Source organism: Vibrio sp. 10N.261.51.C6, from assembly GCF_041471785.1.
In the GTDB taxonomy this organism is placed as follows: domain Bacteria; phylum Pseudomonadota; class Gammaproteobacteria; order Enterobacterales; family Vibrionaceae; genus Vibrio; species Vibrio crassostreae_C.
The window spans coordinates 35,467-51,450 of record NZ_JBFRPB010000005.1; the positions used below are offsets into that span (position 1 = coordinate 35,467).

Below are 15,984 nucleotides of genomic sequence, written 5' to 3' on the forward strand. Positions count from 1 at the left end.
GGTAATTACCAGCCCCCCATGGTGTATTCAACAACCGATTACTTATTACCTTTACTAGTAATGTTAGTAACCTTAGTCAATATGTCGAGTCGTACAGACTGATTAGTCTAGAGTACGTTTAACCTCAACGATTTCGAATACTTCGATCTGGTCACCAACGCGAACGTCGTTGTAGTTCTTAACGCCGACACCACACTCGTAACCGTTCTTAACTTCTTGTACGTCATCTTTAAAGCGACGAAGTGACTCTAGTTCACCTTCGTAGATAACAACGTTTTCACGAAGTACGCGGATTGGGTTGCTACGCTTAATCGTACCTTCAGTCACGATACAACCAGCGATTGCACCAAGTTTAGGCGACTTAAATACGTCACGAACTTGTGCAAGACCAATGATCTCTTGACGGAATTCAGGAGCAAGCATACCGCCCATCGCCTGTTTAACTTCGTCAATTAGTTGGTAAATGATTGAGTAGTAACGTAGATCTAGGTTTTCGTTCTGAACCGTGTTACGCGCAGTTGCGTCAGCACGAACGTTGAAACCAAGGATGATAGCGTTAGAAGCTGCAGCAAGCGTTGCATCAGTTTCAGTAATACCACCAACACCAGAACCTACGATGTTCACTTTCACTTCGTCAGTTGACAGTTTCAGTAGAGAGTCAGCAATCGCTTCTACAGAACCTTGAACGTCAGCTTTAAGTACCACGTTAAGCTCAGCAACTTCGCCAGCCGTCATGTTCGCGAACATGTTCTCTAGTTTCGCTTTTTGTTGGCGAGCTAGTTTAACATCACGGAATTTACCTTGACGGTAGTTCGCAACTTCACGTGCTTTACGCTCATCACGTACAACAGTCGCTTCATCGCCTGACGAAGGAACACCAGAAAGACCTAGAATTTCTACAGGAATAGATGGACCTGCAGTTTCGATGTCTTTACCGTTTTCATCACGCATTGCACGAACACGGCCGTACTCTTGACCACAAAGAACGATATCGCCTTTGTTTAGAGTACCAGACTGTACTAGTACTGTTGCAACTGGACCACGACCTTTATCAAGACGAGATTCAACAACAACACCAGACGCCATGCCTTCTTTAACCGCTGTAAGTTCAAGAACTTCAGACTGAAGAAGGATAGCTTCTAGAAGACCATCGATGTTTGTACCCTGTTTAGCAGAGATGTGAACGAAGATGTTCTCACCACCCCACTCTTCAGGGATAACGTCGTATTGAGCTAGCTCATTCTTAACGTTGTCTGGGTTTGCACCCTCTTTATCGATCTTGTTCACAGCAACAATCAGAGGAACGCCTGCCGCTTTCGCGTGCTGGATTGCTTCGATTGTTTGTGGCATTACGCCATCGTCTGCTGCAACTACAAGTACAACGATATCTGTCGCTTGAGCACCACGAGCACGCATAGCGGTAAACGCCGCGTGTCCAGGAGTATCAAGGAAAGTGATCATACCGTTGTCAGTATCTACGTGGTAAGCACCAATGTGCTGCGTGATACCGCCAGCTTCGCCAGAAGCAACGTGTGCTTTACGAATGTAATCAAGTGTTGAAGTTTTACCGTGGTCAACGTGACCCATGATAGTAACAACAGGAGCACGACCTTCAGCGATAGCATCGCTATCACGGTCAGCTAGTACTGCTTCTTCAAGTTCGTTTTCTTTACGTAGGATTACCTTGTGACCCATTTCTTCAGCAACAAGTTGTGCTGTTTCTTGGTCGATCACTTGGTTGATAGTCGCCATAGCGCCCATCTTCATCATTACTTTGATAACTTCAGTTGCTTTAACTGACATTTTGCTAGCCAGTTCAGAAACAACGATAGTTTCGCCGATAGCAACGTCAGATTTAGCAACAGTTGCTGACTTATCGAAGCCTTGCTGCATTGAAGTTGGTTTAGCAAGCTTACCTTTACCGCCACGACCACGTTGGTTACGACCACCACGGTTGTTTGCAGGTTGGTTAGCAGGAGCTGCTTTCTTCTTGCGACGACGAGGTGCTTTCTCATCTTTCTTATCTGCCGCATCTTCAGCTTCACGAGCGTAAGTAGAAGTAGTCACATGGTAATCCGCAGATTTCTCTTGCTCTTTCTTCTTCTTCTCTTCTTCAGACCAACGTTCTTGGTTCTCTTCTGCTAACTTACGAGCTTCTTCAACAAGCTTAGCTGCTTCAGCTTCTGCTTTACGAGTTGCTTCTAGCTCTTGACGAGCTTTAAGTTCATCCGCTTCTTTTTTCGCTTGTGCGTTAGCGTCTGCATTTTTTGAATTCATGTCTTTTTTAGCCTTTTCAGCTTGTGCGCGTTGAGCCTTCTCTTCAGCTTCACGTTTTGCATCCGCTTCACGTGTTACTTTTTCTTCGGCTTCGCGCTGTGCTTTCTCTGCAGCATCACGTTTCGCTTGCTCTTCAGCATCGCGTTGTGCTTTCTCTTCCGCTTCACGATTAGCTACTTCCTCAGCTTCACGTTTCGCTTCATCTTCAATAGTGCTGCGCTTCACGTAAGTACGCTTTTTACGTACCTCTACTTGAACATCCTTACTCTTACCGCCTCCAGCGGCAACACTTAGCGTGCTGCGGGTCTTGCGTTGAAGAGTTAAACGAGTCGGTTCTGTTTCGCCTGAAGTATCGCCGTGCTCCTTTTTAAGGTGCGTTAGCAATGTTTGCTTCTCTGAATCAGTCACTTGATCCGACCCTGCTTTCTTCATGCCTGCATCAGCAAGTTGTTCAATTAAGCGGTCAACTGGCGTACCAATCTCTTCACTCAGTGCTTTAACTGTTAATTGTGTCATACCGCTTTCTCTCCTTGCTGAATTATTCTTCGTCGCCGAACCAACAGATGTTACGCGCAGCCATAATTAGCTCGCCTGCACGCTCTGCAGTTAGGTCTTCGATGCCTTCTAGTTCATCAACGCCTTGGTCAGCTAGGTCTTCCAGTGTCGCAACGCCTTTTGCTGCTAGCTTGTAAGCCATTTCACGCTCAAGACCTTCAAGTGCAAGTAAGTCTTCAGCAGGCTCAACACCGTCGAAAGTTTCTTCTTTCGCTAGCGCTAGAGTAGTCAGTGCGTCTTTTGCGCGGTTACGTAGTTCTTCAACGATACCTTCGTCTAGACCGTCTACTTCAAGAAGCTCGTTCACAGGAACGTATGCTACTTCTTCAAGCGTAGAGAAGCCTTCTTCAACAAGCATTTGAGCAAAGTCTTCTTCAATGTCTAGGTGCTTCATGAAGTTTTCAATAGAAGCAACTGCTTCTTCTTGGTGCTTCTTCTCAAGATCAGCAACAGTCATTACGTTCAGTTCCCAACCAGTAAGTTGAGACGCTAGACGTACGTTTTGACCGCTACGGCCAATCGCTTGTGCTAGGTTATCCGCTTCAACAGCGATATCCATAGAGTGTGCGTCTTCATCAACGATGATTGAAGCAACATCAGCAGGAGCCATTGCGTTGATTACGAATTGAGCCGGGTTATCATCCCAAAGAACGATATCAATACGCTCACCACCAAGATCGTTAGAAACAGCTTGTACACGTGCGCCACGCATACCAACACACGCACCAACTGGGTCAATACGTTTGTCGTTTGTTTTCACAGCGATTTTAGCACGAGAACCGGCATCACGTGCAGCACCTTTAAGTTCAATTAGCTCTTCACCAATCTCAGGCACTTCAACACGGAATAGTTCAGCTAGCATTTCTGGCTTCGAACGAGTAACGAAAAGCTGGAAACCACGAGCTTCTGGTTTAACTGCGTAAAGAAGACCACGAACACGGTCACCTGGACGGAAGTTTTCACGAGGAAGTTGGTCATCACGAAGGATTACCGCTTCAGCGTTGTTACCTAGGTCTAGGATAATAGTGTCACGGTTAACTTTCTTAACTGCGCCAGTTACTAGCTCGCCTTCGTTATCGATGAACTGCTCAACGATTTGAGCGCGTTCAGCTTCACGTACTTTCTGTACGATAACTTGCTTAGCCGTTTGAGTCGTAATACGGTCAAACGTTACTGATTCGATATCATCTTCAATGAAACCGCCAAGTTCGATCTCTGGGTCATCGTACTTTGCAGCTTCAATAGAGATTTCTTTTGTTGGGAATTCAACTTCCTCAACAGCTTCCCAACGACGGAAAGTTTCGAAATCACCCGTTTTACGGTCAATTTCAACACGAACTTCAATTTCTAGTTCGCTTTTCTTTTTTGTTGCCGTTGCAAGCGCGATTTCAAGCGCTTCAAAAATACGCTCACGAGGAACTGCTTTCTCATTTGAAACAGCTTCTACTACCGCCAAAATTTCTTTGTTCATTAATCTAGCCTCTTAAGCTCTTCTCTCTAGGAGAACTAAAATTTAGGGATCAGGTTAGCTTTCGCAATATTGCTCAGGACGAATTCTTCTTCTTGTCCTTCAACCAATACTTTCACTGTCTCGCCTTCGATAGATTGGATATCACCTTTCCATTTACGACGGTTGCCGACAGCCATTTTCAAAACGATGCTTACCTCGTGACCAATAAATTGTTGGTAATGCTCTGCTTTGAACAGTGGTCTCTCTAAACCTGGTGAAGACACTTCAAGGTTATAAGCCACTGAAATTGGATCTTCAACGTCCATTACGGCACTTACTTGGTGGCTAACTTCAGCGCAATCATCTACATTGATACCGTTTGGTGAATCGATGTAAATACGTAGCGTTGAGTGCTCACCAGCACGAATAAATTCTAATCCAACTAACTCATAACCTGATGCTGCTACTGGAGCGTCAAGCATTTCAGTAAGTTGTCTTTCTAAACCAGTCATTTAACCACTCCAGAAACAAAAAAAGGGCTCAAAGCCCAATTTAAATTCCAAGCAAACATTATCTAAATACATTTACAAATGCTTAGATAACAAAAAACCCCGTATAAGCCGGGGTTTTTGTTGCTGGACCCTTATATGTTAAGTGCCATCACATTCGATATCGCACCTAACTCACAGTGAGGTTCACACTGTGCAAACTTGCTACCAATACAAGCTATATAATAGCATTGAAATTGGTTGCGGGAGCCGGATTTGAACCGACGACCTTCGGGTTATGAGCCCGACGAGCTACCAAACTGCTCCATCCCGCGTCCGACTTGCGAGCATTATACGCCCAACAAGATGTTTTACAAGTTTGTAAACATGGTGCCGAGAGAGGGACTCGAACCCTCACACCCTAAGGCACTAGCACCTCATGCTAGCGTGTCTACCAATTTCACCATCTCGGCATCAAATCTTTACAGATTATTGTGGAATTTCGTCGCCTTGCGCCGGAACTTCACTCACTGCATCATCAGCTTGTTGAATCACCTGACCTTGGGTCGGGTCAATCCATTGTGACTCAGTTTTATGTGTAGACATATTACCAAGCACTAAGCTAAGGATAAAAAATGTAGTTGCAAAAATTGCAGTCATTCGGGTAAGGAAATTTCCTGAGCCACCAGCACCAAACACAGTGTTTGAAGCGCCAGCACCGAAAGAGGCTCCCATATCTGCGCCTTTACCTTGTTGAATCAACACTAGGCCAATTACACCAAGCGCTGCCAACAGGTAAATCACAAGTAGAACTGTAAACATTTTTCCACCTATGTTCCTAATTGTTGAGCCAGCGCCGTTCAAAAAACTATTTTTAAGAACAAGGCTAGCGACCTCCTAACTGAAGGCCGAGCAATACTAGCGAATGCGACGATGGCTGACAAGGAGAATTTGCTAAAAAATAAGCCTTTACCAAGTGAATGGTCAAAAAAAGGTCAAAAGCGACACAAAACTCATTTATGTCTCTTTTGACCGTTATATCTTTTGACCGTTATATAAGTCAACCACTTCTAATCACAAGCGCTATTCGCTGCGCCAGCTAAGTAAAAGGTTAAATTAGCAGTTTGCTTTTACTGCATCTGCAATCTTAAGCGCTGATGCTTGAACAAGCTCTGCATCTTCGCCTTCAACCATGACACGCAGTAGTGGCTCGGTACCAGACTTGCGTAATAGTACACGGCCTTTCTCGCCAAGCTCTGCTTCTACTTCAACAACCGCTGCTTTTACCGCTTCGGCTTCTAGTGGGTTTGAATCTCCGCTGAAACGAACGTTTTCTAGAACTTGAGGGTACAACGTCATGCCCTGAGACAACTCATTCAGTGTCATTTCGCTATCAACAACTGAAGCCAAAACTTGCAGAGCAGCAACGATAGCATCACCCGTCGTCACTTTATCTAGTAGGATAACGTGCCCCGAGTTTTCAGCGCCGATCTTCCAGCCTTTAGCAAGAAGCTGTTCCATTACGTAACGGTCACCAACAGCAGCACGTACAAACGGAATACCTAACTGCTTAAGGCCGTTTTCCATACCCAGGTTGGTCATTAGTGTACCAACAACGCCGCCTTTCAACTCACCGCGACGCAGTGCATCACGAGCAATAATGTAAGCGATTTGGTCGCCATCAACTTTGTTGCCTAGCTCGTCAACCATGATGATACGGTCACCATCACCATCAAAGCCAAGACCTAATGCCGCTTTTTCTTCAAGCACTTTTGCTTGCAGAGCACGTACATCCGTCGCACCGACTTCGTGGTTGATGTTAGTACCGTTTGGCTCAACACCAATCGCAACGACCTCAGCACCCAGTTCTTTAAATACAGCAGGCGCAATGTGGTAAGTCGCACCATGTGCACAATCGATAACGATCTTCATGCCAGCTAATGTCATTTTATGTGGGAACGTACTTTTACAGAACTCGATGTAACGGCCAGCCGCATCGTTCAAACGTACTGCTTTACCTAGCTCTGAAGAATCAACACATTCGATGTCTTTATCCAACTCTGCTTCAATTGCCAACTCGATATCGTCCGGCAGTTTTGTTCCCTCAGAAGAGAAGAACTTGATACCGTTATCGTAGTATGGGTTGTGTGATGCAGAGATAACAATACCGGCTTCAGCGCGGAAGGTTTGAGTTAGGTAAGCCACAGCAGGTGTTGGCATTGGGCCAGTAAACGTAGCCTGAAGACCAGCAGCAGCAAGACCAGCTTCTAGCGCTGACTCAAGCATGTAACCAGAGATACGAGTATCTTTACCAATGATGACTTTCTTTGTGCCTTGCTTCGCAAGAACACGACCCGCAGCCCAGCCAAGCTTCAGAACAAAATCAGGTGTAATCGGGTACTGGCCTACTTTGCCACGCACACCATCTGTGCCGAAATAACGTCTTTTATCAGACATAGTGATTTTCCTTAATTATATTTAGTGATTGTTGTTCATCACTTCGATTATTTTCATCGCTTCCAGTGTCTCCTCGACATCATGAACGCGAATAATTTGTGCGCCTTTCATCGCGGCAATCGTCGCGCAAGTGACGCTTGCGACCATGCAGTCGGCCGGAACCTTGTCTAGCAATTTAAAGATCATCGATTTTCTCGACATCCCCGCTAAAACAGGTAAGCCTAACGAATGAAACTTTTCAAGGTGCGCTAATAGGTGGTAATTATGCTCAATGGTTTTACCAAAACCAAAACCAGGATCCAGAATCAGCTGATCTTTTGATATACCAACAGCCTCACAAGCCTCCACCCTTTCTTTTAAGAACGCTTCAACATCCATTAGGACATCATCGTAATTAGGGTTAGCTTGCATGGTTCTTGGCTGACCTTTCATGTGCATCAGACAAATCGGAACATTAGCATCAGCGGCGACTTGTAATGCTCCAGGCTCTTGCAAAGCGCGCACATCATTGATCAAATCAGCGCCCGCTTCAACAGCTTGGCGCATCACTTCCGCTTTACTGGTATCTATCGAGATCCACACATCAAACTTGGCACGAATGGCTTTAATAGCAGGAATGACACGAGCAAGCTCCTCTTCTAACGAAACATCAGGAGCGCCAGGTCGAGTTGACTCACCACCAATATCGATAATGCTAACGCCCGCTTGAACCATGCGTTCAGCTTGCTGTAAGGCATTATCAAGTGAGTTAAATTTCCCACCGTCAGAGAAAGAGTCAGGGGTGACATTGAGGATACCCATCACATGTGGGCGGTCTAAAACGAGCGTTTTATTATGTGCTTTTAATATCATGGAAGGTGGGTCTTAAAGGTAAAAACATCTAGGGCTAGAAACAGAAAAACCCTGAGCGTACTCAGGGTTTTAATTTATAACTTAGCGATTAAGAATCTTTGTTTTGAGCATCATCTGTTTCAGATTTAACTTCTTCAACTTTCGACTCTTCAGCTTTTGGTTCCGCTTTAGCTTCTTCTGCCTTAGCTTCAGGTTTTGCTTCTTCCTTTGTAGGTTCAGCTTTTACCTGATCACCCCAACCAGCTGGATCACGAATCTCTTGCTTACGCTCCATCAAGTCATCAATTTGACCTGCATCGATCGTTTCGAACTTCATTAGAGCGTCTTTCATCGAATGCATGATATCCATGTTATCTTCAAGAATCTTCTTAGCTCTATCGTAGTTACGGTCGATAAGGATACGAATCTCTTCATCGATAAGCTTAGTCGTGTCATCAGAAACGTGCTTAGCTTGGCTCATGCCGCGACCTAGGAAAACTTCACCTTCTTCTTCTGCGTAAAGAAGAGGACCCAATTTCTCAGAGAAGCCCCACTGCGTAACCATCTTACGAGCAATATCAGTTGCACGTTCGATATCGTTAGACGCACCAGTTGACACTTTGTCTTTACCGTAAATAAGTTCTTCAGCAAGACGACCACCGTACAGGCTAGAAATCATAGACTCTAGATGTTGGCGAGACATGCTCACACGATCTTGCTCTGGCAAGTACATGGTTACACCAAGCGCACGACCACGTGGAATGATTGACACCTTGTACACTGGATCGTGTTCAGGTACCAAACGACCAACAATTGCGTGACCCGCTTCGTGGTAAGCCGTTGACTCTTTCACTTCTTCAGACATAACCATTGAACGGCGCTCTGCACCCATCATAATTTTGTCTTTCGCAAGTTCAAACTCAACCATAGATACATTGCGCTTGTTACCACGAGCAGCAAATAGCGCCGCTTCGTTCACAAGGTTCGCAAGATCTGCACCAGAGAAGCCTGGAGTACCACGAGCGATCAGCGACGGTTCAACATCACCTGATAGTGGCACTTTACGCATGTGTACTTTAAGAATCTGTTCACGACCACGTACATCCGGTAGACCAACCACAACTTGACGGTCAAAACGACCAGGACGAAGTAATGCAGGGTCTAGTACGTCTGGACGGTTAGTCGCAGCGATAACGATAATACCTTCGTTACCTTCGAAACCATCCATCTCAACCAACATTTGGTTCAGTGTTTGTTCACGTTCATCGTGACCACCACCAACACCAGCGCCACGTTGACGACCTACAGCATCAATTTCATCGATAAAGATGATACAAGGTGCCGCTTTCTTCGCTTGTTCGAACATGTCACGCACACGAGATGCACCAACACCAACAAACATTTCAACGAAGTCAGAACCAGAGATAGTAAAGAACGGTACTTTCGCTTCACCGGCAATCGCTTTTGCAAGCAATGTTTTACCCGTACCAGGAGGACCAACCAACAGGATACCTGTCGGGATCTTACCACCTAGCTTTTGGAAGCGGCTTGGGTCACGAAGGTAGTCCACAAGCTCTTTCACGTCTTCTTTTGCTTCGTCACAACCAGCAACATCAGCAAACATGGTTTTGATTTGTTCTTCGCTCATCATTCGAGCTTTACTCTTACCGAAAGACATCGCGCCTTTACCGCCGCCGCCGCCTTGCATTTGACGCATGAAGAAAATCCATACACCAATCAGTAAGATCATTGGGAACCATGAGATGAAGATAGTGCCAAGCAGGCTCTGCTCTTCAGGTGGTGTACCCTGAACTTTTACGTTTTGATTAATTAAGTCATCAAGTAGCTTTTGATCATAAACAGGCATGTAAGTTACATACTTAGAACCACCACCACGACGTGTGAAAGTGATTTCGCTGTTATTGAACTGTGCGTCTTGAATCTGGCCTTGGCCAACTTCCTGTACAAACGTGGTGTAATCTACTGCTCTGCCGTTACTTTCCCCAGGGCCGAAGCTCTGGAATACCGACATCAACACTACCGCGATAACAAGCCACAGAATTAAATTTTTTGCCATGTCACTCAAGGTGTAAGCCTCTCGATAACTAATTGTAATTAAAGGTAGGGTACTACAGTTTGTAACCTGTAGCCATGTTGTTAACTCTCACTCTTGGAAGAGAATCGTTAACCTTTGTAACCAGTGGCTACGATAAACACTTCACGAGATCGAGCTCGAGAAGAGTCGGGTTTTCTAACTTTTACTGTTTTAAACATCTCGCGGACGTCCTTAACGTATTGGTCAAACCCTTCGCCTTGGAATACTTTTACAACAAAACTACCATTGGTAGCTAGAACTTGTCGACACATATCCAACGCTAATTCAACTAAATACATAGCTCTTGGCTGATCCACAGAATTGTTGCCTGCTATATTAGGTGCCATATCTGACATCACGACATCAACCATGTTTGGTTGTATACGTTCCAACAAGGCATCTAGCACAGCTTCTTCGCGGAAATCGCCTTGTAAAAAGCTAACACCAGCAATCGGATCCATTGGTAACAAGTCACACGCAATGATTTGTCCGTTGTCTCCAACAATCTTAGCAGCATATTGAGACCAACCGCCAGGTGCTGCACCCAAATCCACAATGGTCATCCCAGGAGACAGCAATTTATCTTTCGTTTGAATCTCTTCCATTTTGAAATAAGCACGTGAACGATAGCCTTTCTTTCTTGCTTCATTTGCGTACTTGTCGTCGAAGTGTTCCTTCAACCAACGGCCTGAACTGGCCGAGTGTTTCTGTTTGCTCATTGGATACCTAAATTGGAGGAAAGTACTAATTGCTGAATAAATTATAGTCTTCAGCTTTAGATGGCGTTAAAATAGGTTTTTTCAACCCTAATAGTAAAGAAAATTGGCCGCGTAATGAACCTAAGTACCAAACAAAAGCAGCATCTAAAGGGCCTAGCTCACAGTTTAAAACCTGTTGTGCTAATGGGCGCAAATGGACTTACTGAAGCTGTTCTAGCGGAAATCGAATTAGCTCTAGACCACCACGAACTGATCAAGATTAAAGTTGCATCAGAAGACCGTGAGACTAAGCAACTGATTATCGATGCAATTGTACGTGAAACTAAAGCTGAGAAAGTACAGACTATCGGTAAAGTTCTAGTACTGTTCCGCCAGTCAGAAGCACGTAAAATCGAGATTCCACGTAAATAAGTTAGCCATATAATAAGCTAGCTTCACAAAGGGATAGCCAGTGCGCTTATCTTTTAGTGTAGCGTGAGAAACGAAAAAGGTCGCATTTAGCGACCTTTTTACTTATCAGAAACAAAGAAAATTCAATTAGATATATTCTACTTTGTCAATTTCGTAATCTTTATCACCGCCAGGAGTCGAAATCATCACTTCGTCGCCTTCCATCTTGCCGATAAGACCACGAGCAATTGGTGACTTCACTGAGATACGGCCAGTTTTGATATCGGCTTCGTCTTCAGAAACGATTTGGTAACGGTACTCTTCGTCTGTATCAACATCAATCAGAGTGACTGTTGTACCAAAGATAATCTTACCCGTGTTTTCCATTTGGGTTACATCGATGATCTGAGCTAGAGATAGCTTGTATTCGATATCACGGATTTGAGCTTCACAAATACCCTGCTCTTCACGAGCGGCGTGGTATTCAGCATTCTCTTTCAGGTCACCTAGTTCACGTGCTTCACCAATAGCTGCTGAGATAACAGGGCGTAGCTTAAGTAGGCGATCTAATTCGTCACGTAGCTGCTGAGCGCCACGTACTGTCATTGGAACCTTTTCCATTTTTTACCTCTATGCCAAAGCTTTCTTTGGCCAACATAAATACACCCAACGTATTTATTGGGTGATAGAAACAAAACGATTTGGCTTAGTGTAAACAAACTTTATGGCTAAATCACCTTTATTCCACTTTGCGTTATAAAAGCTTTATCTAGGTCTAAATCACAGACATCACAAAAATGAATAATAACCTACCCATCAATAAGTGGAGAGCTAAATACCTAAAAAAACAAAAAACAAACAAAATAAACACAGATCACACTTTTATAAAATACACTCAAAAACAACCACTTAAACAAAAAAGATATAATAAAACAGTGTTCATTTTTTAGTTTTATATCATTTTACTAACTGACCATGGAACTTTAGAGGTAAAAAGTAACCCATGGATTGCACTGGCATTTTCAGACTTCTGTTCTAATCATGATTATGAAGCCTGATTAATACAGGCAATACACAAAAGGGTTCAAATCCTTAATAAAACTTCTATGGACAGTAATTAGGAAATAATAACATGAACAAGACTATGATCGCGCTTGCTGTATCTGCTGCAGCTCTTGCTACTAACGCAGTGGCAGCCGACGGTAAACAAGCTGGTGATATTGCCGGCACTTCTGTATACAGCTCAAACGGCACTTCTCTAGAGATCGGTGGTCGTGCGGAAGCTCGTCTATCGATGAAAGATGGCAAAGCTGAAGACAAAACACGTGTACGTCTTAACTTCCTAGGTAAAGTTGAAATCCAAGACGGCCTATACGGTGTTGGTTTCTACGAAGGCGAATTCACAACTGCTGAAAACGGCGGCTCTACTGATAACAACGACGGCGACATCACTAACCGTTACACATACGCTGGTATCGGCGGTACATTCGGTGAAGTTACATACGGTAAAAACGACGGTGCGCTAGGCGTTATCACTGACTTTACCGATATCATGTCTTACCACGGTAACTCAGCGGCAGACAAAATCGCAGTAGCTGACCGTTCAGACAACATGCTTTCTTACAAAGGTCAATTCCAAGACCTAGGCTTAAAAGCAAGCTACCGCTTCGCTGACCGTTCTGAAACTAGCGGTGAGTTCAACGACAACGGTAAAGATGGCTACTCTCTATCTGCTATCTACGCAATCGGTGATTCTGGCGTTAAGCTAGGTGCTGGTTACGCAGACCAAGATCAATCTAATGAATACATGCTTTCTGCATCTTACCGCATGAGCCACTTCTACTTCGCAGGTCTATTCACTGATGGTGAAAAACAAGCGACGACAGCAAACGGCGCTGAATACAGCAACAGATCTGTAGATTACACTGGTTACGAATTCGCAACTGCTTACACGCTAGATAAGACTGCATTTACACTAACGTACAACAATGCAGAAACTGACGGTGAAACTTCAGCTGACAACATTGCAATCGATGCAACGTACTACTTCAAGCCGAACTTCCGTACGTACATCTCGTACAACTTCAACCTAATCAGTGAAAATGATACGATCGGTACAACAAACCTAGTGTCTAACGGCAAAGCAAGCTCTGCAGACGCTGAAGACGAAATCGCTCTAGGTCTACGTTACGACTTCTAATTCTGATTACCTAATTGATTAATTAGTTAATTGAGAATCAAAACGCCCGCTCTCTAGCGGGCGTTTTTTATATCTGTATACTGAAAACATCAGCCATCCAAGACAATCTTCTATGCGCCTTCTATCCCCACTACTGCTATGTAGTTTTTCCATTAGCGCTTTATCTGTTAACGCATACGCCCCGCTAGATACACTGCCCGATGGTAGTAGTACGAGTTTGATCATCAAATCGTTAAGCAGTGGTTCAAGCGAGCTTAATACCAATAGCGATGACTTTTATCCACCAGCCAGCACGTTAAAACTGGTGACGGCTTTAGCGGCCAAGCTAGAGTTGGGAGATGACTTTCATTACACGACTAGCATTCTTCGTTCTGGCAATGATTCAATCATTTCATTTAGCGGCGACCCAACACTGCAACGTGAGCAGCTAAAAAGCCTGTTAACTCAATACGCTAAGTCTCAATCCAGAACCATCAAGGGCAATTTATATCTGGATAACACAGCTTATACCGGCTATCAGCGAGCGGTGGGGTGGCCTTGGGACATTCTAGGGGTTTGTTACAGCGCGCCTTCTAGTGCAATGACCTTAGACAGCAACTGCGCACAAGCCTCTATTTATACAAAAGGTAATGGCAACACTCGCGTTTATATTCCCGCTCACTATCCGATAGACGTGACGACCACCGCTGCCACGGTAACTCGCTCTGGGCAGAAGGCGACACAATGCGACTTGGAACTCATCACCACACCAGATAACGCTTACAAGCTCTCTGGTTGCTTGGTTGAGCGCAAAAAGCCACTGCCACTTAAGTTCGCCATTCAAAATCCAGAACTTTACACCTATCAAGTTGTTGCATCGCTTCTCAAAGAACTGAAAATAGAAGTAAAAGGTGATGTGATTATTGGTAAAAAAGCGCAAGCAGACAAAACCACGTTAGTCGCTAGTCACAACTCAGAAAAGCTTCCTGAACTGCTCGATATCATGCTCAAGAAGTCAGATAACCTTATCGCAGATAATCTAACTAAAACGCTAGGAGCAACATTTTATGTTCAACCGGGCAGCTTCAATAACGGCACTGAAGCAATAAAACAGATACTGCTGACCAAGGCTAATATTGACCTCAGTAAAGCGCAGCTCGTCGATGGTTCAGGGTTATCCAGAAATAACCGAATGAGGTCACAGACCATGGCTCAAGTGCTTCGTTATATCTGGGAAAACGATCAACAGCTCAGCCTGATTGAGGCTATGCCTACATCTGGCACTGATGGAACGCTCAAATACCGTCAAAGCATGAGAAAAGCACCGATTCAAGGCAACATTATCGCCAAAAGTGGTTCTCTATACGGCAGTTACAACATGGCGGGATACGGATTAGATAAAGCGGGAAAACCAAACTCTCTGTTTGTGCAATTTGTCCGTGATTACTTCCCTGAAGAACAAGATCCAGACAAACCAGTGGAAGCACCAATCACCCAGTTTGAACGTGCTTTCTACAAAGATGTAGTCGAATTCAGTCAAACACAAAGCAAATCTAAATAATGCTTAGATCTGTGTAAGCTTCTACTTTAATAACAAAAATGGCGCTGAAGACCTTAAATCTTCAGCGCCATTTTTATTTCTCAGATGTATTTAACTATTTTTATAGGTGCCCATTTTTATAAGAGCTAAGCAATTCCTAAAAATGAGTTCACCACAGTGAAGTAGATCCACATTCCTGAGATATCAACTATGGAAGCAAGCACTGGGCTCACTAACACCGCTGGATCAAGCTTAAATAGCCTAGCAACTATCGGCAATCCGCCACCCAGCACGGTTGATATGGTCACCTGAATAAACAGCGCTACCGCAATAGCTAACGCAATCATGTTGATATCATAACCACCTGTCGCTTGGTTTTCACTAAAGAGCAAAATACGTCCAATCATCACTACAGCAATCGCTAAAGCTAAACAAATAGCAACTCTAAACTCTTTCCATAGAACGTTAGCCCATTGGCGTTTTTTCAACTCACCTGTGGCTAAGGCTCGGATCACCAAAGTCGCTGCTTGTGTTCCGGTGTTACCACCAGCAGCAGCAATTACCGGCATGTAGATTGCCAAAAGTACCAACTGACTGAGAATGTCTTCATACTGAGCAATGATAAGCCCTGAGACGATTCCCAATAGTGCTAACGCAATAATCCAACCGATACGCTGCCTGACGTGGCTCATGACGCCAGTCGAAAGGTAACCCTGTTGAGGTTCTACCTCAGAGTAGATCAGCCCTAGTTGGTGAGCTAGATGTCGAGAGCGCTTCTCAAAGCCCTGCTCTTCTAGCTCACTAAGTAAAGTCTGAATCGTACTCAAAGAGCATTGCCCCAGCACTAGCACCGCATCTTCGAGCGGCATTCGATTCAAAAGATTAATTTGTTGTTCACGTCCGTACTGTTGAAATGCATTCGATACAGCTTGGATGTCTTGCTCTGAGTACAGAGCTTCAATAGATAAAAAAGTGTTGTTCATTACCGTCATGGCGAATCTCC

13 protein-coding genes and 2 tRNA genes are annotated in these 15,984 nt (G+C 44.4%); 3 read left to right on the forward strand and 12 right to left on the reverse strand.

The window, feature by feature from the left end; all coding sequences use genetic code 11:
* Positions 1 to 102: 102 nt before the first annotated feature.
* The 10 genes from infB to rlmE form a co-directional block, all read right to left on the reverse strand.
* Positions 103 to 2,793, reverse strand: coding sequence for a translation initiation factor IF-2 (gene infB, locus AB4375_RS00375; RefSeq protein WP_017059231.1), 2,691 nt, complete (start codon positions 2,791 to 2,793; stop codon positions 103 to 105).
* A gap of 22 nt (positions 2,794 to 2,815) precedes the next feature.
* Positions 2,816 to 4,303 (reverse strand): transcription termination factor NusA, encoded by a 1,488-nt coding sequence (nusA, locus tag AB4375_RS00380; protein WP_017059230.1) that lies wholly within the window; start codon positions 4,301 to 4,303, stop codon positions 2,816 to 2,818.
* A 35-nt stretch (positions 4,304 to 4,338) separates the two neighbouring features.
* Positions 4,339 to 4,794: a ribosome maturation factor RimP gene (rimP, locus tag AB4375_RS00385; RefSeq protein ID WP_004738265.1), complete on the reverse strand. Its 456-nt coding sequence runs from the start codon at positions 4,792 to 4,794 to the stop codon at positions 4,339 to 4,341.
* Between the two features lie 234 nt (positions 4,795 to 5,028).
* A tRNA-Met gene (locus AB4375_RS00390) sits at positions 5,029 to 5,105 on the reverse strand.
* Positions 5,106 to 5,158: 53 nt separating this feature from the next.
* A tRNA-Leu gene (locus tag AB4375_RS00395) sits at positions 5,159 to 5,243 on the reverse strand.
* Positions 5,244 to 5,259: 16 nt separating this feature from the next.
* Entirely contained in the window at positions 5,260 to 5,592 is a 333-nt protein-coding gene (gene secG, locus AB4375_RS00400; RefSeq protein WP_017059392.1) for a preprotein translocase subunit SecG, read from the reverse strand.
* Between the two features lie 294 nt (positions 5,593 to 5,886).
* Entirely contained in the window at positions 5,887 to 7,227 is a 1,341-nt protein-coding gene (gene glmM, locus AB4375_RS00405; RefSeq protein ID WP_017059393.1) for a phosphoglucosamine mutase, read from the reverse strand.
* A gap of 21 nt (positions 7,228 to 7,248) precedes the next feature.
* Complete coding sequence (folP, locus tag AB4375_RS00410; RefSeq protein WP_372050852.1) at positions 7,249 to 8,079, reverse strand: dihydropteroate synthase; 831 nt, start codon at positions 8,077 to 8,079, stop codon at positions 7,249 to 7,251.
* Positions 8,080 to 8,167: 88 nt separating this feature from the next.
* Positions 8,168 to 10,135 carry an ATP-dependent zinc metalloprotease FtsH gene (gene ftsH, locus AB4375_RS00415; protein WP_017068905.1) on the reverse strand — a complete coding sequence of 656 codons (1,968 nt, stop codon included), beginning with the start codon at positions 10,133 to 10,135 and terminating at the stop codon, positions 8,168 to 8,170.
* A 107-nt stretch (positions 10,136 to 10,242) separates the two neighbouring features.
* Entirely contained in the window at positions 10,243 to 10,872 is a 630-nt protein-coding gene (gene rlmE, locus AB4375_RS00420) for a 23S rRNA (uridine(2552)-2'-O)-methyltransferase RlmE (RefSeq protein ID WP_017059396.1), read from the reverse strand.
* A 114-nt stretch (positions 10,873 to 10,986) separates the two neighbouring features.
* On the opposite strand from rlmE, the gene yhbY reads away from it, so the two are divergent.
* Positions 10,987 to 11,283 (forward strand): ribosome assembly RNA-binding protein YhbY, encoded by a 297-nt coding sequence (gene yhbY, locus AB4375_RS00425; protein WP_004738252.1) that lies wholly within the window; start codon positions 10,987 to 10,989, stop codon positions 11,281 to 11,283.
* 126 nt (positions 11,284 to 11,409) lie between these two features.
* Here yhbY and greA read toward each other — a convergent pair whose 3' ends face one another.
* Positions 11,410 to 11,883 carry a transcription elongation factor GreA gene (greA, locus tag AB4375_RS00430; RefSeq protein WP_008222155.1) on the reverse strand — a complete coding sequence of 158 codons (474 nt, stop codon included), beginning with the start codon at positions 11,881 to 11,883 and terminating at the stop codon, positions 11,410 to 11,412.
* 511 nt (positions 11,884 to 12,394) lie between these two features.
* Between greA and AB4375_RS00435 the strand changes: the two genes are divergently transcribed.
* The gene (locus AB4375_RS00435) at positions 12,395 to 13,462 is read left to right on the forward strand and encodes a porin (RefSeq protein ID WP_017068904.1); all 1,068 of its coding nucleotides are present in this window, start codon (positions 12,395 to 12,397) and stop codon (positions 13,460 to 13,462) included.
* Positions 13,463 to 13,574: 112 nt separating this feature from the next.
* Complete coding sequence (gene dacB / locus AB4375_RS00440; protein ID WP_029235489.1) at positions 13,575 to 15,002, forward strand: serine-type D-Ala-D-Ala carboxypeptidase; 1,428 nt, start codon at positions 13,575 to 13,577, stop codon at positions 15,000 to 15,002.
* A 125-nt stretch (positions 15,003 to 15,127) separates the two neighbouring features.
* Here the strand turns inward: dacB and AB4375_RS00445 are convergent, their stop codons facing one another.
* Entirely contained in the window at positions 15,128 to 15,973 is an 846-nt protein-coding gene (locus tag AB4375_RS00445; protein WP_102428941.1) for a magnesium transporter, read from the reverse strand.
* Positions 15,974 to 15,984: the final 11 nt, after the last annotated feature.

Coding starts and splice junctions, on each gene's coding strand:
- ftsH (WP_017068905.1), bottom strand. CDS start 10,135: ATGGCAAAAAATTTAATTCTGTGGCTTGTTATCGCGGTAGTGTTGATG.
- nusA (WP_017059230.1), bottom strand. CDS start 4,303: ATGAACAAAGAAATTTTGGCGGTAGTAGAAGCTGTTTCAAATGAGAAA.
- greA (WP_008222155.1), bottom strand. CDS start 11,883: ATGGAAAAGGTTCCAATGACAGTACGTGGCGCTCAGCAGCTACGTGAC.
- yhbY (WP_004738252.1), top strand. CDS start 10,987: ATGAACCTAAGTACCAAACAAAAGCAGCATCTAAAGGGCCTAGCTCAC.
- dacB (WP_029235489.1), top strand. CDS start 13,575: ATGCGCCTTCTATCCCCACTACTGCTATGTAGTTTTTCCATTAGCGCT.
- rimP (WP_004738265.1), bottom strand. CDS start 4,794: ATGACTGGTTTAGAAAGACAACTTACTGAAATGCTTGACGCTCCAGTA.
- AB4375_RS00445 (WP_102428941.1), bottom strand. CDS start 15,973: ATGACGGTAATGAACAACACTTTTTTATCTATTGAAGCTCTGTACTCA.
- infB (WP_017059231.1), bottom strand. CDS start 2,793: ATGACACAATTAACAGTTAAAGCACTGAGTGAAGAGATTGGTACGCCA.
- AB4375_RS00435 (WP_017068904.1), top strand. CDS start 12,395: ATGAACAAGACTATGATCGCGCTTGCTGTATCTGCTGCAGCTCTTGCT.
- rlmE (WP_017059396.1), bottom strand. CDS start 10,872: ATGAGCAAACAGAAACACTCGGCCAGTTCAGGCCGTTGGTTGAAGGAA.
- glmM (WP_017059393.1), bottom strand. CDS start 7,227: ATGTCTGATAAAAGACGTTATTTCGGCACAGATGGTGTGCGTGGCAAA.
- folP (WP_372050852.1), bottom strand. CDS start 8,079: ATGATATTAAAAGCACATAATAAAACGCTCGTTTTAGACCGCCCACAT.
- secG (WP_017059392.1), bottom strand. CDS start 5,592: ATGTTTACAGTTCTACTTGTGATTTACCTGTTGGCAGCGCTTGGTGTA.